This window comes from Paenarthrobacter nitroguajacolicus (assembly GCF_051027655.1).
Lineage (GTDB): Bacteria > Actinomycetota > Actinomycetes > Actinomycetales > Micrococcaceae > Arthrobacter > Arthrobacter nitroguajacolicus.
The window spans coordinates 3,387,790-3,403,205 of sequence record NZ_CP073234.1 but is presented as its reverse complement, the minus strand read 5'-3'; the positions used below and the strand labels follow the sequence as shown (position 1 = coordinate 3,403,205).

The following is a 15,416-nucleotide window of genomic DNA, read 5'->3' as shown; positions in this document are numbered from 1 at the left end:
CCTAAGACGTCGAAAACCCGCTGTTCCGTTGCTGGGCAGTAACGGAACAGCGGGTTAGCGACGTGCCAAGCCGGTCAGGATTAGAGCTTGCCCGTCACAATGTTGAGCATGCGGCGGAGCGGCTCGGCTGCACCCCACAGGAGCTGGTCTCCCACGGTGAAGGCGCTGATGTATTCCGGCCCCATTTCGAGCTTGCGGATACGGCCAACCGGGATGTCCAGGGTGCCGGAAGCGGCCACGGGCGTCAGGTCAGCCATGGAGGCTTCCTTGGTGTTGGGAACAACCTTGGCCCATTCGTTGTCCTTGGCCAGGAGATTTTCGATTTCGGTCACGGACAGGTCTTCGCGCAGCTTGAGCGTAAGGGCCTGGGAGTGGGAACGCATGGCGCCGATGCGGACGCACAGGCCGTCCATGGCGATGTGGTCCTTGCCTGCGGTGCCATTGCCGGTGCCGAGGATCTTGTTGGTCTCCACCCCGGCCTTCCACTCTTCCTTGGACTGGCCATTGCCGAGATCGGCGTCGATCCACGGAATGAGGGAGCCCGCCAGCGGCACGCCGAACTGGGTGGCGTCAACGCCGGTGCGCTGGGCAGCGAGGACCTTGTGGTCGATTTCGAGGATGGCCGATGCAGGATCGTCCAGTTCGCTGCTGACCTCGTTGTTGAGGGTGCCGAACTGGTTGAGGAGTTCACGCATGTGCCGGGCGCCGCCACCTGAAGCTGCCTGGTATGTCATGGAGGTGCCCCACTCGACCAGGTTGTTCTTGAAGAGACCGCCGAGGCCCATCAGCATGCAGGAAACCGTGCAGTTGCCGCCGATGAAGTCCTTCACCCCACCGGACAGGCCGGCGTCGATGACATCGCGGTTGATGGGGTCCAACACGATGATCGAGTCGTCGTTCATGCGCAGGGTGGAAGCAGCATCGATCCACAGGCCATCCCAACCACGGTTGCGGAGTTCGCCGTGGACCTGCTTGGTGTAGTCGCCACCCTGGGCCGTGACAATAATCGGCAGCTTGGCCAGCGTCTCAATATCGAACGCATCCTCGAGCTTGCCGGCCCCCTCAGCAAAGGACGGGGCGGCACCTCCTGCGTTCGAGGTGGAGAAAAATACCGGGTTGATGTTGGCGAAGTCGTTCTCTTCCTGCATGCGCTGCATCAGGACGGAGCCGACCATGCCACGCCAACCGACCAGTCCAACGGACGGATTAGCTGCTGTAGTCATTCACCAAGTCTAAACTTTCGGAGCGAACTGCCGCTGTTGGTTACGTCACGCACACACTGCACGACGACGGCACTCGTTGTGGCGGCACCAGGCGGCTGACGCGCGTGGCTAGAGGCTGCCGGCGTCGGGTTCCTGGAGAAGGAGGGCTTTGCGCTTGCGCAGGGCAAAGAAAGCACCAAACGTAAAGACCTGGGTGACAACGATCAGCACGATAATTCCGGCAATCCTGTTGCCGCCCAAGATCATGGTGAGGCCCACAATGGCAGAGATCAGGGCGAAGAGCGGCAGCAGCATATAGCCCAGCACGAACAAGGTTTCAGGTTTTTTCAGCATGCTTAGTCTTCCTGGGTTTCCTGGCTAGCGTTCCGGCGCCAAGTAGTGAACCGGTAGTTGGTGCCGTTTTTAGCAGTGAGCCAGCCTTCGGACGGGGCTACCGCGTCGAAGGTCCAATCCTCACCGAGTTCCGGTGCGAAGGTGTCGCCTTCCAGTTCGGCATCAATAATGGTGACTACGGCCAAGTCAGCGATGCCCATGGACTGTTCAAAGATTTCACCGCCGCCGATAATCCACACTTTCTGGCCACCGGGCGCGAACTGCGATTCCAGCAGTGCCGCATCAAGGGATGAAACCACGACGGCGCCCTGGGCCTCGGGCGTGGACGCCCAGTCAGCGTTGCGGGTCACCACAATGTTGGTGCGGCCGGGAAGTGGACGATACTTTTCGGGGAAGGACAGCCAGGTCTTGCGGCCCATGATGACGGGGTGCCCCGTGGTGAGCTGACTGAAGTGCTTCAAGTCCTCGGGGAGGTGCCACGGCATGGCTCCGTCCTTGCCGATCACGCCGGACTTGGTTTGGGCCCAGACCAGTCCGATGCCCGTCATGCGGGCTGCGATGTCCTGGGTGAAGATGACGCCGGGAAGCTGGGATGGAGTCTCAGGGGTAGGCATGCTCATACCGCGATCGGCGCCTTGATGGTGGGGTGGTGGCGGTAATCCACAACCTCGAAGTCATCCAGCGTGTAATCGAAGATGGAGTCCGGCTTGCGGAGGATCTTCAACTGCGGGTACTCGTACGGCTCCCGGCTGAGCTGCTCGGCAACCTGGTCAACGTGATTGTCGTAGACGTGGACATCGCCGCCGGTCCAGACGAATTCGCCGGGCTCGAGTCCAAGCTGCTGCGCCACCATGCACGTCAGCAGGGCGTAGGAGGCGATGTTGAAGGGGACGCCCAGGAACGTGTCCGCGGAGCGCTGGTACAGCTGGCAGGACAACTTGCCGTCCGCCACATAGAACTGGAAGAACGCATGGCACGGCGGCAACGCCATGTCCTTGAGTTCGGACACGTTCCAAGCCGACACAATGTGGCGCCGGGAATCGGGGTTGGCCGCCAGATTGGTCATCAGCTCAGAGATCTGGTCGATGTGCCCGCCGTCGGGAGTTGGCCAACTGCGCCACTGCACACCGTACACAGGGCCTAATTCGCCGTCGGCATCCGCCCATTCGTCCCAGATGGAGACGCCCTGATCCTGCATCCACTTCACGTTCGAGTCACCGCGCAGGAACCACAGGAGTTCTACTGCCACGGATTTGAAGTGAACCCGCTTGGTGGTGATGAGCGGGAAGCTTTCGGCGAGATCGAACCTCAACTGGCGGCCGAAAACGCTGCGCGTTCCGGTTCCGGTGCGGTCCGACTTGTGCGTGCCGTTGGCCATGACGTCACGCAGGAGGTCTTCATAAGGGGTGGGGATGCTCACGAGTCCAGCTTACTGGGTTCGGCGAGGCGCCCGCGGAGCAGGTCCACGAGCGCCTTAGTCGTCAAACGGCTTGACCTGCTCCACTGACACAACTTTCCGTTCAGATCCCCTCGCTACCTGGCAAACAATGACCTCACCCGGCGACAGGTAGGGGTCAGAGGAAGGCAGCAGGTTCCGCAGGGCCTGTGACATGTGCTGGCCAAGCTGCTTCAGCGCCGTGGGCAGGGCGGGGCGATGCGTACACACAGCGATCGGCACTTGCTTGTCGAACAGGGCCTCAACAGCGGCTGCGGTTTTCTTGGGGGAGCGTTGGTGGGTGTGCTCGGTGAGTGCTTCCACCAGTTTCACCTTGGCTCCGCTGGCCTTGGCATAGGGGGCGATCGTGGCGACACAACGCGCCCAAGGGCTGGTCACAACACGTTGCGGTTTCCACACCTCCAAAAGGCGCTGGACAGCCACTGCCTGCCGTTGGCCGGTTGCTGCCAAGGGGCGGTCGCCCTCGGCTTTTGTCCATGAGGAGCGCGGCTTCGCTTTGGCATGGCGGATCAGTACCAACGGCCACGTGTCCAGTTCCCCGCGGACGTGGGCCTTCTCGAGATATTCGAGCGGCTCCACGTCCGTAGGGTTGCTCAGGAAGCTGGCCGCCCGGTCCGGGCTGCACCACATGACGCTGTCCACTTCTTTGCCGTCGGGCCGGAGCTGCGCTCCGTTGACCTTGACCGCCCAGTACCGGACCACCTTTAAGCCGGCAGCTACCTGGTAGTGAATAGCTGGAAGAGGTATGCCCAGTGGTGCCTGTAGGCCTATCTCTTCCCACACTTCACGGGCGGCGCATTCGGGGACTGTTTCGCCGGCGTCGAGCTTTCCTTTGGGCCATGACCAATCGTCGTAACGGGGGCGGTGGATCAGGAGAACCTCAAGGGCACCTTTGGTGACGCGCCATGGAATCGCGCCGGCGGCTACAACGGCCACCGGCTCGCCGGGGTGATCTGTTTGATCTGCCACGGGGGTATCGCTGTTCAACTGGGTCCTTACCGCCGGGCCGCAGCGCGCTGGCGTGAACGGGAAGCCAGGAGCCAGGACTGCATGTCCAGCAACGGCTTGCCGTCTTCGTCCAAGTGGTGCCTGGTCCAATGTCCGTGATCGTCCAGGTGCCAGCTGGCGGTCCCGTCGTCAACATAGCGGCGCAGCAGGTCCATGACAGTCGCTGTGTCTTCCTTGCTGGCGAGCTGCACCAGTGCCTCTACGCGGCGGTCCAGGTTGCGGTGCATCATGTCGGCGGAGCCGATGTACACCAACGGATCGCCACCGTTGCCAAAGGCAAAGACGCGTGAGTGTTCAAGGAAGCGACCCAGGACGGAACGGACCCTGATGTTTTCGCTGAGTCCCGGCACGCCAGGGCGCAGGGAGCAGATGCCGCGCACCACGACGTCAACCTTCACGCCGGCCTGCGAGGCCCGGTAGAGGGCATCGATGATGGCTTCGTCCACCATGGAGTTGACCTTGATCTGTACCAATCCGGGAGCGCCGGCCTGGGCATGGCGGATTTCGGCTTCAATCCTGTCCATCAAGCCGGCCCGCACCGATCGCGGCGCAACGAGCAACCTCTTGAACGTGGACTTTGGGGCGTAGCCGGAGAGCTGGTTGAACAGCTTGGAGAGGTCTTCTCCCACTTGTTCGTTGGCGGTCAGCAAGCCAAGGTCTTCGTAATAGCGGGCTGTGCGCGGGTGGTAGTTGCCCGTGCCGATATGGCAGTAGCGCCGCAGTCCGTCCACTTCCTGGCGGACCACCAGGGACAATTTGCAGTGGGTCTTCAGGCCGACGATGCCGTATACCACGTGAACGCCCGCTTGTTCGAGCTTTCGCGCCCAGGAAATGTTGGCTTGCTCGTCGAAGCGGGCCTTGATCTCCACGAGGGCCAGGACCTGTTTGCCTGCCTCAGCGGCATCGATGAGGGCGTCAACGATGGGGGAGTCACCTGATGTCCGGTACAGGGTCTGCTTGATGGCCTGCACCTTGGGATCCGCTGCAGCCTGCTCCAGGAAGGCCTGAACGGAGGTGGAGAACGAGTCATACGGGTGGTGGAGCAGGATGTCCCTGCGGCGCATCGCTGCAAAGACGTTGGCGGCCTTCGAAGTCTCGGACTCGTTGAGGTACCGGGACGTGTGCGGGACATGCTTGGGGTAGTGCAGGTCAGCGCGATCAATGGCGCTGATAGCTGACAGTCCCCGGAGGTCCAACGGCGCGGGAACCGAGTAGACCTCGGACTCTTCAACCCCGAGCTCACGGATCAGCAAAGCCTTGATGTTCGGGTTGATATCGGTGGTGACCTCTAGGCGGACCGGCGGGCCAAACCGGCGGCGCAGGAGTTCCTTCTCCAAGGCCTGCAAGAGGTTCTCGGCGTCGTCCTCTTCTACTTCCAGGTCCTCATTGCGGGTGACGCGGAAGGTGTGGTGTTCCAGGACTTCCATGCCGGGGAAAAGCTTGTCCAAGTGGACAGCGATGACTTCTTCCAAGGCGATGAAGCGGGCTACGCGGCCGGGAATGGCGCCGGCGCGCGGTCCGTCCACGGAAATGAGGCGGGGGAGTTGGTCCGGAACCTTGACGCGGGCGAAGAGCTCCTTGTCGCTTATCGGGTTGCTGACGATCACGGCGAGGTTGAGGGAGAGGCCGGAGATGTAGGGGAAGGGATGTGCGGGGTCCACAGCCAGCGGCGTCAGGATGGGGAAGACCTTCTCCTGGAACATGATGCTGATCCGGTGGCGGGCATCCTCATCCAGTTCATTCCAGTGCATGATGTGGATGTGTTCGTAGGCCAGCGCCGGGCGGATCTGCTCAGCGAAGACCCTGGCGTGACGTTCCTGAAGCCTGTGGGCCTCTTCGCTGATCTGTTCCAGCACCTCAATGGGGCTCAGCCCGGCCGGTGAAGGCACAGCCAGGCCTGTGGCTATGCGCCGCTTGAGGCCGGCAACACGGACCATGAAGAACTCGTCGAGGTTGGAGGCAAAAATCGACAGGAAACCGACACGTTCCAACAGGAAAAGGTCAGGATCTTCGGCGAGCTCCAGCACACGGGAGTTGAAGGCCAGCCAGCTCAGCTCGCGGTCCAGGAAGCGGTCCGGGGAGATGTCGCCTTCGGGCTCCAGGCTCGGTGCGAATTCCGGAATATCGATGCGGTCCTGGGTGGCTCGCGAGGCCGGCACTTCCGATGATCCGAAGCGTGGGGGCAGGGTTGCGCCCTTCGAGGTGGATCCGGCGGTGCCGACGGGGTCCGGCTGCATGGGTTCTCCTAAGCTCAGGACGGGGTTTCCTCCCACATTACAAGCAATTGCGGTGCTCGAATCCAAGATGTCACCGGCTTTCCGGCAACTGATCCCCTCAGGTTAATTTTTGGTTAAAGGCCCATACATCACGTCGGTGTCCCAGCGAACAAAGCCAAGCTTCTGATATAGAGCTACTGCTGCCTCATTGTCAGCATCAACGTAGAGCATGACGGCGTGCAGGTCCTGGTCCTGGAGGTGCTTGATGCCCGCAACCGTGAGCGCCTTGCCAAGCCCCAAACCCTGCGCCGCTGGAGTCACGCCCACCACATAGACCTCGCCGATGGCCGGGTGGGGACCTTGCCGGGGATGGACCTTGGTCCAGTGGAAACCCAGCAGCTCGCCTTCAGCGTTCACAGCCAACAGGAAGCCTTCGGGATCGAACCAATCCTCAGCCTTGCGTGCCTCGAGGTCCGCCAGTGTCATGGACCCCTGTTCGGGGTGGTGGGAGAACGCAGCCCTATTGGCTGCCAGCCACGCCTGCTCATCCTGGCCCGGCACGAAGGCGCGGAGCGAAACACCGTCCGGAAGACCGGCGTCGGGCAGTGCCGCGGTTGAAGACATCAATCGCATCTTCCACAGTTCGCGCATCGGACCGTAACCGAACCGCGTGGCCAGTTCGGCGGCGGCCTCATGGTTGCCGTGGGACCATGCGCTTAATCCGTCGAGGCCCCGCTTGCCCTGCAGCGCGCCCAGCAGCCTTCCAGCAACGCCCTGGTTGCGGTAGCTGGGGTGGACGGCCAACTCCAGGACACCGCTTCCGTCTTCACTTTCAACGACGACGGCGACACCTGCCAGATCCTCTCCGGTGGCCGGATCAGAATCTTCGTCCGGTGCATACAGGACGAAGGACAGGACTGAATGCTCGCCCGAGTCCGCACCGCGCAGCATGACAAACGTCTGTTCGGAGAAGGGCGGATTCCCGTCGGACTCCCCGGCGGCTGCGGCGAGGGTCTTGACGTCCCTGAGGAGTTCAGTGTCCAAAGCTCCGGCAATGATCAGTACGGGCCAGTTTTCCGGGTGCGCGTGACTCATGATGCAAGGCTATACGTCCGGTGCAAGCCTGATGATTTGATGTCACTGGAAATGGGAGGTAGTCTCAATATCTCGTTCGGCTTTGCGGTTTGTCCGCGAGTCAGCACAGGGGGGATCCACCAGTGGGGTGGCCTCGATACGTTCGACCCGTATGTCCTCCACCAGAAAATGAAAAAGAGGCCAGGATCCGTGTGGATCCTGGCCTCTTTTTTGGTCTGCTTCATCTGTCCGGGTTGCCGCTCAGGCTTCGGACAACTCATCGTCCGGGAGGCGGACAAGGGTGAGCCGGTAGCCCACGTTGCGGACTGTACTGATCAGGTTCTCGTGATCCACGCCGAGCTTGGCCCGAAGCCGCCGGATGTGGACGTCCACTGTCCTGGTGCCTCCGTAGTAGTCGTAGCCCCACACTTCGGTCAGCAATTGCTGGCGGGTGAATACGCGGCCCGGGTGCTGGGCCAGGTACTTCAGGAGTTCGAACTCCTTGAATGTCAGGTTGAGTGGCTGGCCGCTGACTCGGGCGGTATAGCTTGCCTCGTCAATCACGACGCCGGCGGCCCGGATTTCGGTCTGGGTTTCCTCTTCGCCGGGGACGGCACGCGCCATGGCAAGCCTGATGCGGGCCTCTACCTCCGCAGGCCCGGCGGAGTCCAGCACAATGTCATCCACTGCCCAGGCCGAGGAGACAGCAGCCATGCCGCCCTCCGTGAGGATCAACATGAGCGGGGCACTGAGGCCGGTGGCTTTCAGCAACTGGGTCAGTGAGCGGGCACCCACCAGATCCTTCCGGGCATCCAGGAAAACGATATCCGTGGGGTCGGTTTCCAGTAGTGCTGTGGGTTCTGCCGGGAGGATGTGCACGCGGTGGTTCAGCAACTCCAAGGCAGGCAAAATGTCCACCGAAGAGCCGGTGCTGTTCGTTAGGAGCAGGATGTGCGACATAGTTCCTCCAATGGGCTGTACGCGCATCATCGGGCGTCGAAACCGGAGTCTCACCGGTCGGTCACAACGCATTGGCAGCCTCTCCCGTTGTAACGGGATCGCGGCCAACACAGTGCGCTGTTGAAGTCTGAGTATACCCATCAGTGCCTTGCGACACATGGATTCGTGACGGGCAAGCGCTGGAATTACGACATATTGGGTCAGCTTAAGGCAGGATTGTCGAGAGGTCGTAAGGCGCATCGGATTGAGGTCGGCACACAGTGAAGTCTTGGAGCATCGGGGTATTCGGACTCGTGGCGCTCGCAGCCATCGTGGCCAGCACCTTCGTTTCCCGGGAAGCCATGGTGGGCGCAGGCATCGCGGCGTCAGCGGCTGTCGGGATCGGGTGGCCGCACTTTCTGGCTGTCCCGGCCAAGAAAACGCTGGCCGCCGTCATTGGTCTCGCCGGCGCGGGATCTGCTGTCACCGCTGCCTATATGCCGGCGCCTGGATTCCTGGACGGTACACCCGCGTTCGTGGCCTTGGGCGTGATGGCAGTGTTCGTCGTCCAACTGGTCAGGGGCACCGGGCAGGCCCAACGCTTGGAATCCACCCTCGGCTGCTCTGCCGGTGTGCTGCTGAACTGCCTTGGTGCGGGATGGATCGCCAGTGCACGGTTCAACGGCGTCAAGGAGATGGTCCTTGTGGCCGGACTCAGTGCCGCGGTGGCCCTGCTGGTGGGAATCATCCGTTGGCCGGACCGGATCGTGGCTCCGCTCGGCGTTGTGATGGCTGGCCTGATGGGACCGCTGGCGGGCCTTGTTTTCTCCGATATCGCCGTGCTTCCGGCCGCTTTGGTTGGCGTGGTGGTGGGTTCCGTCCTCGTTTGCTTCCGGCGGATGACCACCCTCCGGCGGGGGCGCCTCAACATCCCGGCAGCAATAGGAATGGGCGTAGCACCCGTTTGGGCTGTGGGGGCCTTGGCTTACTTCATAGACAAACTACTCATCTACTAACGGTTAGGATTGCATCATGTCTGTACTCGCATTTGAAATCTTCTTCCTCGTTCTCCTTGGTCTGGCCAGCGTCGCCATGGCATGGTTTGCCGGATTTGTCGTTTACCGCCTTTTCAAGGGCCAGAAGTAACCTTCTGATCCTGCAGCTCGACAGAGGTAATCGTTGTGCCTATTGAGATCCCAACAGATCTGACGCCCGAACTCGTCCCTCTTTCCTGGCTCATTGGTGAGTGGGAAGGCCGCGGCCGGCTCGGCAGCGGAGACGAAGATTCCGAGCATTTCGTCCAGCACGTGTCCTTCACCCACAACGGGCTTCCGTACTTGCAGTACCGGGCCGAGACCTGGCTCAGTGACGACGCCGGCGAGAAGTTGCGCCCGTTGACCGTTGAGACAGGGTTCTGGGCGTTGGAGCGGAAACTTGAAGAGGGCGACGGAGGCCCCGGCCTGATCCCGGCCGACATCGTCCCCGTCCTCAAGACAGCTGACGAAGTCGAGGAGCGTCGAAACAAGGAGGGCGGCTTCGACATCTCAGTGTCGATCGCCCACCCCGGCGGAATCACCGAGCTTTACTACGGCCAGATCAAGGGACCCCAGATCCAGCTGAGCACCGACATGGTGATGCGTGGAAGCCACTCCAAGGAGTACACGGCGGCCACCCGCATCTTCGGTTTGGTAGATGGCAACCTCCTTTGGCGCTGGGATGTCGCTGCCAGCGGCAAGGCTCTCGAAGCGCACGCCTCGGCATTCCTCCACAAGGTGTCCTGACCCGAGGCCTCACTGTACGTTCCACGGCAACCAGCAGAAGGAGCAGATAGTGAACAACCTCAAACCGGAGGGCTACAGCGGGCTTAAGGCTGTCTTTTTCAATGGCACGCTCAAGCCCTCGCCGCAGCTCAGCAACACCGACGGCCTGATCAAAATCAGCCGGGACATCATGGAGAAGCAGGGCGTCAGTACCCGCCTCATCCGGACCGTGGACCACGACATCGCCAGTGGTGTCTACCCGGACATGCGCGAGCACGGCTGGAAGACCGACGAGTGGCCTGAGATCTACCCGCATGTCCGCGACGCCGACATCGTTGTGGTTGCAGGGCCCATCTGGTTGGGCGACAACTCATCCATGACCAAGAAACTCATCGAGCGCTTGTATGCCCACTCCGGCGAACTGAACAGCAAGGGCCAATGGGCTTTCTACCCCAAGGTGGGTGGCTGCCTCATCACCGGCAATGAAGACGGCATCAAACACTGTTCCATGAACGTGCTGTACAGCCTTCAGCACATCGGCTTCACCATTCCGCCCCAGGCCGACGCCGGATGGATCGGCCCGGTGGGACCCGGACCCAGCTATCTTGATGAAGGATCGGGCGGGCCGGAGAGTGATTTTACTAACAGGAACGCCACCTTCATGACGTGGAACCTGCTCCACATGGCCAAGCTCCTGCGGGATGCCGGGGGAATTCCCGCCTACGGCAACTTGCCGGAGGAATGGAAAGCGGGCACCCGATTCGATTTCGAAAACCCGGAATACCGCTGACTCGCAAGGACTTCTACTACATATGACTTACAAGAGCCCCCTGTTGTCGCGCCCTGGCGCCGTTGAAGATACTGGCCTCGATGCCGGCGTCGCGGCCCACTACGGTGAACCACTGCGTGAGCAGCGCGCCCTGGCAACCGGTACCGCCGTCGTCGATCTTTCGCACCGTGGCGTGGTGACCGTGGGCGGCCCGGACCGGCTCAGCTGGCTGAACACACTTTCATCCCAGCAGCTCACGAATCTCCAGCCGGGCGTCGCCAGCGAACTGCTGCTGCTCAGCGTCCAAGGCCGCATCGAGTTCGATGCCCGTGTCATTGACGACGGCAGCACAACGTGGCTGATCGTAGAGGCCGCCGAGGCCGCGCCGCTTGCTGAGTGGTTGAACAGGATGAAGTTCATGCTCCGCGTCGAGATCGACGACGTCTCGGAGCAGTGGGCCGTGCTGGGCGCCACCAAGCCGGTGGAGCGGCTGTCCGGCCGCCTGGTGTGGGAGGATCCGTGGCCGCACGTGAGCCCTGGGGGTTACGCGTACAGCATCGTCCCGGAAGAATCGCATCCCGGACTTGAACGCCCTTGGTTCGAGTACCTTGTACCGGCCAGCGAGTTGGCTGAAGTCGTGGAAGGCCTCCCCTTGGCAGGTGCCATGGCGGCAGATGCCTTGAGGATTGCAGCGTGGCGGCCCCGCCTTGGCGCTGAGACTGATGAAAAGACGATTCCCCACGAGCTGGATCTCTTGAGGACCTCGGTGCACCTGAACAAGGGCTGCTACAAGGGGCAGGAGACCATAGCGCGTGTCCACAATCTTGGCCACCCGCCCCGGCGCCTCGTGTTCCTCCAGCTTGATGGGTCACAGCACACGTTGCCGGCCGTTGGCAGCGTCGTATTTGTCGGGGAGCGCAAGGTAGGTACTCTGACATCGGTGGCGCAGCACTTTGAAATGGGACCCGTTGCTCTGGCCGTGATCAAACGGTCCGTTTCGGCGGAAGAAACCCTGACGGTGATGGACGGCGAGGAACCGTACATCGCAGCCCAGGAAGTGATCGTCGCCCCCGACGCCGGCCAGGTTGTCGGGCGCCAGACCGGATTCCTGAAGGGACCCCACCGATGACCCAAGCTACAGGCCCCGACGACGAAACGTTGGCCTTGGCCCATGCCTTGTTCGATGCTGCCCGCGAAGGTGACACAGAACTGCTGCGTGGCTACTTGAACGCCGGCGCTCCTGCCACGTTGACGAATGCCGCTGGTGACTCCCTGCTGATGCTGGCGGCCTACCACGGGCATGCGGAAGCCGTGCAGCTGATCCTCCATCACGGTGCTGACGTCAACGCCGCGAATGATCGAGGACAGACCCCACTCGCCGGAGCTGTCTTCAAGGGATACACGGATGTGGCGCGGGTCCTGCTGGACGCGGGAGCAGATCCCGACGCCGGAACTCCCACCGCGCGTGAGGCCGCTTCGATGTTCGCCCGATCGGAGATTCAAGCCCTCCTGGGCTAAAGCAGGTATGACGAGGGAAGCCCGGTCGCTGTGCGGCCGGGCTTTCCTGCGTCCGGGCTTTCTTGCGTGCCGATACTCCACGTGGAATAGTTGTTGTGGAATATTTGATGGGGAAGAAGGTCATCGTGCCAAAAATCGCGGAACTGACGCCGCTCGGTGTCGCTTCACTGGCGCTCCTGGCAGAGCAACCCATGCATCCGTACGAGATGTACCAATTGTTGATGGCACGCCATGAGGACCGCCTCGTCAAAGTCCGCCCCGGCACTCTTTATCACGCAGTGGGCCGGCTGGCGGAAAGCGGGCTTGTGGAGGCCGCAGGAACGGAACGCGAAGGCAACCGTCCCGAACGGACCACCTACAGGATTACCGCCGCCGGACATGAGGCCCTCGATGCGCGGATCCAAGACATGCTCTCCACGCCCGTCAACGAATACCCCGTGTTTCCCCACGCAATCGCCGAAGCCCATAACCTTCCCGCGGCTGTGGTGATGGAACTGCTGGCGGAGCGGCTGGTAGCCCTCGGAACCGATCTCGACTTCCTCGTTCATGCCGAGGCAACCGTGACGGCCAAGGGGCTGGATCGCAAGTACTGGATCGACATCACGTATCAACAAGCAATGCGCCGAACGGAGATCGCGTGGATCCGCGAACTCCTCGAGGAGTTGCGCACTGGGCGCCTGCCTTGGGATGAACCCCGGCCAACTCCAACCGAACTTTCATACAAGCCAAAGGAATCCCTTGGAAAACGTAGCTAAGCCGTGGCCCGCCCTGTGGTCACTGGTGGTGGGCTTCTTCATGATCCTCATCGACACCACTATCGTGTCGGTGGCCAACCCTCGGATCATGGAGGGCCTCAACACGGACATCAATGCCGTCATTTGGGTTACCAGCGCCTACTTGCTGGCCTATGCCGTACCGTTGCTGATCACTGGCAGGCTGGGTGACCGTTTCGGGCCCAAGAACCTGTACCTGATCGGCTTGGTTGTCTTTACGCTTGCTTCGCTGTGGTGCGGACTCTCCGGCGACGTCACCATGTTGATCGCGGCCCGGGCAGTCCAAGGCTTGGGTGCGGCCATGATGACTCCCCAAACCATGGCCGTAATTACGCGCATTTTCCCTCCGGACCGCCGTGGTGCAGCCATGGGGTTGTGGGGAGCCACAGCCGGCATGGCTGTGCTGATCGGGCCGATCCTCGGTGGCTTGCTCGTGGACAGCCTCGGCTGGGAGTGGATCTTCTTCGTCAATGTCCCCATCGGGATCGTGGCCTTCATCCTGGTAATGCGTTTCGTGCCGAAACTGACCACGCACAGCCATACGTTCGACGTCGTGGGCGTGGTGCTTTCCGCCGTCGGCATGTTCCTGCTGGTCTTCGGCATCCAAGAGGGTCAAACGTACAAGTGGGGAACAGTCACAGGCTTCGTTTCCGTGTGGGGACTGATCATTACAGGACTTGTGGTCCTGGTGCTGTTTGTCGCCTGGCAGTGGCTCCTTGAACGCCGCGGCGGGGAACCCCTGCTGCCGCTTGGCCTGTTCAAGGACCGCAACTTCTCCCTGGGCAACACCGCCATCATGGCGGTTGGCTTCACGGTGACCGCCTTCCCGCTGCCCACCATCTTCTACTACCAAACCGTGCGGGGCCTGACGCCGACGCAGTCTGCGTTGCTGATGATTCCCATGGCCGTTATTTCAGGTGCGCTGGCCCCGTTCGTGGGCAAGCTCATAGACCGTGCCAACCCGCGCTGGTTCGCATCCTTCGGCCTCGTCTGCCTGGCCGGGGCTCTGTTCTGGACGGCGTCCCTGCTGGGGCCGGATACTCCCATCTGGATGTTCCTGCTGCCCAGCGCACTGCAAGGTGTTGCCAATGCCTTCATCTGGGGGCCGGTGTCCAACGCGACCACCCGCAACCTGGAACCACGCCAGGCAGGGGCCGGTTCCGGCGTTTTCAACACCACACGCCAAATCGGTGCTGTCCTCGGTTCGGCTGCCATCGCCGCCCTTATCCAGTCGCGGCTCGCAGCGGAGTTGCCCGCAGCTCCCGCCGGGGCTCCTGTTGGCGAAGCCTCCCTGGGCGGAGTGTTGCCGGAAGCGCTCCACGCGGGATTCTCGACGGCGATGAGCCAGTCCATCTTGTTGCCCGCCTGCGCGATTCTGCTGGGTGCCGTGGTGGCGTTGTTCTTTGGCAAGCCGAAGTCGGTCAGCGGTTGGGGTGGGGAAGCGGCTGGAGAGCCGGCCGTACAGGAAACTGTCCGGAAGTAGCATTTGTTCGGTGTCGGGACCAGCCCGCTTTTGGGCTGGTCCTGCCCTTTTTAAGCGCTGTTCCAGCCCTTTATTTGCCCAAAGCAGGGCCGGTTCGGCGCTTTGTCAGCCGAGGAGCACGCTCGCGTGGAGCCCGCCGGTGGCAAAGCCAAGGCTGCGGGCCATCGCGAGCGCTCCGGTGTTGCTGACATCGGCCTTCCATTGGAGGGTCAGCCCGGATGCCAGGGCCTCGTGCGCAGCGATGGACGCGGCCAGGGTGCCCACGCCGCGTCGTCGCCAGGGAGGCGCAACCAGGACACCCATGTTGGCCAGGATGCCTTCCCACTCGGCATAGGCTCCGCAGGCCACGGGCGTAGGCTGGTCCTCTTCGGGGTGCATGATAGTGAAGCGATGCTCGAGCCCTTGCAACCCGACTTCATTGACGTCATCCGGCGGGCATAATCCCTCCAGGCTGATTGCTTCGGGGTTGCCCTGCGAAACCGTGAGTTCGTCGGACGGCTGCTTGAGCGGTAGATCGTCCGCAAAGAACAAGGCGGATGACCCCAGGCCGTGTCCGCCGTGTGATCGGGTGATGGTCAGCAGCGTCACGTGCTGAGCGAGCTCGGTGTCCGGAATTGGCGCCGCCGCATCCAGCGCCCACTGCGGCCCCACGAGCGCCGAGACGCCAAAGAGGCGCAGGAAAACCAAGGCCCGCGCAGAATCATCCACACGGGTAATGCGGTTGCCGGGTTCCTCTGGGTCTACCGCAGAAGCGGTGAGCCGGGCAGCCGCGCTGGCGAAAGCGTCGTCGTCGAGCCCCAAACGGCGAGCCCACGCCAGCTGGATAATGGCAGCAGACGTGGGCTCTAGAGTCATGGATTCAGC

Annotated in this window: 16 protein-coding genes; 7 read left to right on the top strand and 9 right to left on the bottom strand. The window is 62.1% G+C overall.

The features are described 5' to 3' along the window. Window positions 1-80: 80 nt before the first annotated feature. The 8 genes from asd to KCX59_RS16120 all read right to left on the bottom strand — a co-directional run bounded on the left by asd (window position 81) and on the right by KCX59_RS16120 (window position 8,270). A complete protein-coding gene (asd, locus tag KCX59_RS16155) occupies window positions 81-1,223 on the bottom strand; it encodes an aspartate-semialdehyde dehydrogenase (RefSeq protein ID WP_091469060.1) in 1,143 nt (380 codons plus the stop codon). Between the two features lie 108 nt (window positions 1,224-1,331). Continuing rightward, window positions 1,332-1,556 carry an NF038396 family protein gene (locus tag KCX59_RS16150; RefSeq protein WP_054809086.1) on the bottom strand — a complete coding sequence of 75 codons (225 nt, stop codon included), beginning with the start codon at window positions 1,554-1,556 and terminating at the stop codon, window positions 1,332-1,334. 2 nt (window positions 1,557-1,558) lie between these two features. Beyond that, window positions 1,559-2,176: a dihydrofolate reductase gene (locus KCX59_RS16145; RefSeq protein WP_178997234.1), complete on the bottom strand. Its 618-nt coding sequence runs from the start codon at window positions 2,174-2,176 to the stop codon at window positions 1,559-1,561. Then, window positions 2,173-2,976: a thymidylate synthase gene (locus KCX59_RS16140; protein ID WP_179019699.1), complete on the bottom strand. Its 804-nt coding sequence runs from the start codon at window positions 2,974-2,976 to the stop codon at window positions 2,173-2,175. Before KCX59_RS16140 ends, KCX59_RS16145 begins: the two co-directional genes overlap by 4 nt. Window positions 2,977-3,030: 54 nt before the next feature. After that, on the bottom strand, window positions 3,031-3,999 hold the full coding sequence (locus KCX59_RS16135; protein ID WP_179019701.1) for an NUDIX hydrolase: 969 nt from the start codon (window positions 3,997-3,999) through the stop codon (window positions 3,031-3,033). An 8-nt stretch (window positions 4,000-4,007) separates the two neighbouring features. Next, window positions 4,008-6,257 (bottom strand): RNA degradosome polyphosphate kinase, encoded by a 2,250-nt coding sequence (locus KCX59_RS16130; RefSeq protein WP_091469049.1) that lies wholly within the window; start codon window positions 6,255-6,257, stop codon window positions 4,008-4,010. A gap of 102 nt (window positions 6,258-6,359) precedes the next feature. Then, entirely contained in the window at window positions 6,360-7,331 is a 972-nt protein-coding gene (gene mshD, locus KCX59_RS16125; RefSeq protein ID WP_178997231.1) for a mycothiol synthase, read from the bottom strand. A 240-nt stretch (window positions 7,332-7,571) separates the two neighbouring features. Beyond that, the gene (locus KCX59_RS16120; protein WP_018776718.1) at window positions 7,572-8,270 is read right to left on the bottom strand and encodes a winged helix-turn-helix transcriptional regulator; all 699 of its coding nucleotides are present in this window, start codon (window positions 8,268-8,270) and stop codon (window positions 7,572-7,574) included. A 260-nt stretch (window positions 8,271-8,530) separates the two neighbouring features. Between KCX59_RS16120 and KCX59_RS16115 the strand changes: the two genes are divergently transcribed. The 7 genes from KCX59_RS16115 (at window position 8,531) to KCX59_RS16085 (ending at window position 14,552) form a co-directional block, all read left to right on the top strand. After that, complete coding sequence (locus KCX59_RS16115; protein WP_091469045.1) at window positions 8,531-9,265, top strand: permease; 735 nt, start codon at window positions 8,531-8,533, stop codon at window positions 9,263-9,265. Between the two features lie 165 nt (window positions 9,266-9,430). Beyond that, window positions 9,431-10,030 (top strand): FABP family protein, encoded by a 600-nt coding sequence (locus tag KCX59_RS16110; RefSeq protein ID WP_017200247.1) that lies wholly within the window; start codon window positions 9,431-9,433, stop codon window positions 10,028-10,030. 49 nt (window positions 10,031-10,079) lie between these two features. Next, window positions 10,080-10,799, top strand: a complete 720-nt coding sequence (locus KCX59_RS16105; protein WP_178997229.1) for a flavodoxin family protein — start codon at window positions 10,080-10,082, stop codon at window positions 10,797-10,799. Between the two features lie 22 nt (window positions 10,800-10,821). Further along, the gene (locus KCX59_RS16100; protein WP_178997228.1) at window positions 10,822-11,907 is read left to right on the top strand and encodes a YgfZ/GcvT domain-containing protein; all 1,086 of its coding nucleotides are present in this window, start codon (window positions 10,822-10,824) and stop codon (window positions 11,905-11,907) included. Then, window positions 11,904-12,296 (top strand): ankyrin repeat domain-containing protein, encoded by a 393-nt coding sequence (locus KCX59_RS16095; RefSeq protein WP_091469036.1) that lies wholly within the window; start codon window positions 11,904-11,906, stop codon window positions 12,294-12,296. Before KCX59_RS16100 ends, KCX59_RS16095 begins: the two co-directional genes overlap by 4 nt. A gap of 125 nt (window positions 12,297-12,421) precedes the next feature. Next, window positions 12,422-13,051, top strand: coding sequence for a PadR family transcriptional regulator (locus tag KCX59_RS16090; RefSeq protein WP_178997226.1), 630 nt, complete (start codon window positions 12,422-12,424; stop codon window positions 13,049-13,051). Then, on the top strand, window positions 13,035-14,552 hold the full coding sequence (locus KCX59_RS16085; RefSeq protein WP_179019703.1) for a DHA2 family efflux MFS transporter permease subunit: 1,518 nt from the start codon (window positions 13,035-13,037) through the stop codon (window positions 14,550-14,552). The genes KCX59_RS16090 and KCX59_RS16085 overlap by 17 nt, the downstream gene beginning before the upstream one ends. Window positions 14,553-14,657: 105 nt before the next feature. Here KCX59_RS16085 and KCX59_RS16080 read toward each other — a convergent pair whose 3' ends face one another. Beyond that, a complete protein-coding gene (locus KCX59_RS16080; RefSeq protein WP_179019705.1) occupies window positions 14,658-15,407 on the bottom strand; it encodes a GNAT family N-acetyltransferase in 750 nt (249 codons plus the stop codon). Between the last annotated feature and the right edge of the window lie 9 nt (window positions 15,408-15,416).

What these genes read in the sequence shown, in the direction of transcription:
- KCX59_RS16150 (WP_054809086.1), bottom strand. Translation starts at nt 1,556, where the DNA reads ATGCTGAAAAAACCTGAAACCTTGTTCGTGCTGGGCTATATGCTGCTG.
- KCX59_RS16130 (WP_091469049.1), bottom strand. Translation starts at nt 6,257, where the DNA reads ATGCAGCCGGACCCCGTCGGCACCGCCGGATCCACCTCGAAGGGCGCA.
- asd (WP_091469060.1), bottom strand. Translation starts at nt 1,223, where the DNA reads ATGACTACAGCAGCTAATCCGTCCGTTGGACTGGTCGGTTGGCGTGGC.
- mshD (WP_178997231.1), bottom strand. Translation starts at nt 7,331, where the DNA reads ATGAGTCACGCGCACCCGGAAAACTGGCCCGTACTGATCATTGCCGGA.
- KCX59_RS16095 (WP_091469036.1), top strand. Translation starts at nt 11,904, where the DNA reads ATGACCCAAGCTACAGGCCCCGACGACGAAACGTTGGCCTTGGCCCAT.
- KCX59_RS16120 (WP_018776718.1), bottom strand. Translation starts at nt 8,270, where the DNA reads ATGTCGCACATCCTGCTCCTAACGAACAGCACCGGCTCTTCGGTGGAC.
- KCX59_RS16100 (WP_178997228.1), top strand. Translation starts at nt 10,822, where the DNA reads ATGACTTACAAGAGCCCCCTGTTGTCGCGCCCTGGCGCCGTTGAAGAT.
- KCX59_RS16145 (WP_178997234.1), bottom strand. Translation starts at nt 2,176, where the DNA reads ATGAGCATGCCTACCCCTGAGACTCCATCCCAGCTTCCCGGCGTCATC.
- KCX59_RS16080 (WP_179019705.1), bottom strand. Translation starts at nt 15,407, where the DNA reads ATGACTCTAGAGCCCACGTCTGCTGCCATTATCCAGCTGGCGTGGGCT.